This window comes from Flavobacterium sp. (assembly GCF_044371705.1).
In the GTDB taxonomy this organism is placed as follows: Bacteria; Bacteroidota; Bacteroidia; order Flavobacteriales; family Flavobacteriaceae; genus Flavobacterium.
Genome location: NZ_JBILTE010000270.1, coordinates 1 through 2,639, shown reverse-complemented (window position 1 = coordinate 2,639; position 2,639 = coordinate 1). Strand labels below are relative to the sequence as shown.

General features: G+C 35.3%; 3 protein-coding genes. All 3 read right to left on the bottom strand.

The genetic code is table 11. The annotated features are described in order from the left end of the window. Nucleotides 1-1,447: glycoside hydrolase family 3 protein (locus ACIQ2S_RS12845; protein WP_396176622.1), on the bottom strand; the 1,447-nt coding region annotated here is incomplete at its 3' end. A 10-nt stretch (nt 1,448-1,457) separates the two neighbouring features. After that, nucleotides 1,458-1,940, bottom strand: a complete 483-nt coding sequence (locus ACIQ2S_RS12840; RefSeq protein ID WP_396176620.1) for an ABC transporter ATPase — start codon at nt 1,938-1,940, stop codon at nt 1,458-1,460. Nucleotide 1,941: 1 nt separating this feature from the next. Beyond that, nucleotides 1,942-2,556, bottom strand: coding sequence for a hypothetical protein (locus ACIQ2S_RS12835; RefSeq protein WP_396176618.1), 615 nt, complete (start codon nt 2,554-2,556; stop codon nt 1,942-1,944). Nucleotides 2,557-2,639 lie beyond the last annotated feature (83 nt).

The window sequence follows — 2,639 nt, the reverse complement described above, 5'->3', positions numbered from 1 at the left end:
ATTTTAATGTATCCAAATTCGTGTGTTTGACTTCTTGAACATCAGCATACTTTTGCAATGTCTCTAGAAATGGCAAGTGATTGTCAGAACCCAATTTAACATAAGCAATCTTTTCTTTGTCAATTGCTTTGATGGGTAGTATCGTATTTTCATTTTTTATGACGGTTATAGCTTTTTCATACAGTTGATACTGTAACGCTTCTGACTCAATAGAATTAATCGACTGTGTTAAATACCTAGTATCAATAGGTTGTACATAATTTAAACCCGCTTTGTATTTAAAATGCAATATTTTTTTCACAGAATATTCCAATCTTTCTGCTGATACAGATGAACTATCGATAGCCTCTTTTATTTTTTGAATCGCCACTGGCACATTCTCCGGAAACAACAAAATATCATTCCCAGCTTTCAACGCTTCCAAATCAATATCGCCGGGCTGTTTAAAATTACTGGCTCCTTTCATGTTCAAAGCATCTGTAAATATCAACCCTTTGAATTGCAATTCTTCTTTTAGCAAGTTGGTTACTATCGCTTGTGAAATAGACGAAGGATAACCGGGACGGTTTTCAAAACTTGGCACGTCTAAGTGGGCAACCATTACGCTCGCCAAACCTTTGTTAATTAGTTTTTTGTAAGGAAACAGTTCCACATCTCTAATATGCTCCTGCGTAAAATTAATCACCGGTAGCGTGTGATGCGAATCGGTTTCTGTGGCACCGTGACCGGGAAAATGTTTACCGGTTGCAAAAACTCCTTTGTTTTGTAAGCCAATCATTAAAGCCAAAGCTTTTTCGGTAACATTTACTTTATCTTCTCCAAACGAACGATTGCCAATTATAGGGTTCTTCGGATTGGTGTTAATATCTAAAACGGGAGCAAAATTAAAATGCACACCCAATTTCTTCGATTGAATACCCATTTGTTCACCCGTTTTTTCTAGTAAATCCAAATCTTGAATGGCTCCTAAAGTCATATTCCAAGGAAAACGACTTACAGAATCCAATCGCATACTCAGTCCCCACTCGGCATCGATTCCAATAAATAAAGGGACTTTAGAACGTTTTTGAAAGCGATTAGTCATTTGACCCTGTCGAACCGGACCTCCTTGAAAAAAGATGAGTCCGCCTATTTTTTGCTCATCAATTAATTTCTCCAACGATTTTATGTGAGTAGAATCTTTATTGGAATATGCCGCCACCATAAACAATTGCCCTATTTTTTCTTCTATGGTTAGTGAATTATAAATACTATCCACCCATTTTAACTCGGAAAGAGTTGCTTCAAAAATATGTGCAGATAAATTTTCTTCCTTGGGTTCGTTAACAGTTTCTATCGCTGGTTCCGGCAATGGTACAATAGCTTGCTTCCCTTTTTTAGCACTACATTGAACTAAAAAAAGGGAAGCAATAAAGAGAACTATAAATGTATTCTTGGTAAATTTCATTGAGTATTTTTTAAAAAAACCTGCTGTGCCAGCTCTCACCTGCGGGAACTTCCCAGTTTTCCTTCCACTCCTCTATTGTATTCACTAGATTATTAAATACAATGGTATTGGCAGAAACAGCTTTTTCTTTGGCCATTTTTTTAAAGTCGGTCAGTGTTTTATGAGTCAAATGTGCCCCTTGCTTGTAAGTCACATTCATTTTATCCAACAAATCAACTTGGTACTTTTGTTCCAAACTCTGAATAAATTCTACTGATTTATCAATAGAACATCCCGTTGCTTGCTGTGTTTCTTGATTGACAGCTAGTATTATAAAACGATTGTATTTTACAATTCCGGAAGCATCCAAACTAGTGCCATGTGCGGCCCATTCTTCTAAAAATGAATGCAGGCCGGTTTCAATTTCGGCTACTTCATCGTCTGAAAATTTTCTATTGGATTGATAAATCCAAATTCTGGATTCATCAGGTAACGTTTCAAAAGGAGTATACATGCTATTTTTTTATAATATCTGAGACAATGTTGTAAAGCACAAATCGACCTAATTTTGCATCATACAAATCTAATTCGTAATAATAAAATTCTGCTTCATCTGCCACTTTTAAAACCTTATCTGTTAATAAAAAAGCATTGTCAAAGTCACCTAAAAGTAGAAAATGATTCATTTTTCCTGAAGATTCTTTAACCGAAAATGTTATAAACTGGTCTTGTTTAATTTCTGTCACTTTACCGGAAATCATCAGTGATTCTTCTTCTGTTTCTTCTTCCATTTCTTCTTCTGAATCCTGGTCATCAAATGAAAGCATATTAAATATCTTCGGACATTTAGTGGCCATCTTTACTCCAATATTTGCGGCTAATTCCTCCAACTTTTCTTCATTGGTGATGGCATTTTTTCCATAGTATTTTTCGACATCTTTGCTGTAGCCTCCAAGGGATTCGATGATGCATAACCCTAACGAAACGTCGAAATTATCTTTGGTGAGCTCTTTTTTACTCGCACATTCGCATGCTTTATCAGCTAATTTTTCAGATAAATCATCTTTAGATAGCTTTTGTGCCGTAATAGTTTGTACTAATAAAAGTAGTAGTAGAGGAAGTGTTTTCATTGGTAAATTATAAATCTTGTGCATTAGCAATTAATTCGGCTACATCCATTACTTTTATGGAGGCTTCTTTTTCTTTGTTTTTT

Bases quoted from the DNA above. Each gene is read 5' to 3' on its own strand.
- ACIQ2S_RS12840 (WP_396176620.1), bottom strand. From the start codon at position 1,940: ATGTATACTCCTTTTGAAACGTTACCTGATGAATCCAGAATTTGGATT.
- ACIQ2S_RS12835 (WP_396176618.1), bottom strand. From the start codon at position 2,556: ATGAAAACACTTCCTCTACTACTACTTTTATTAGTACAAACTATTACG.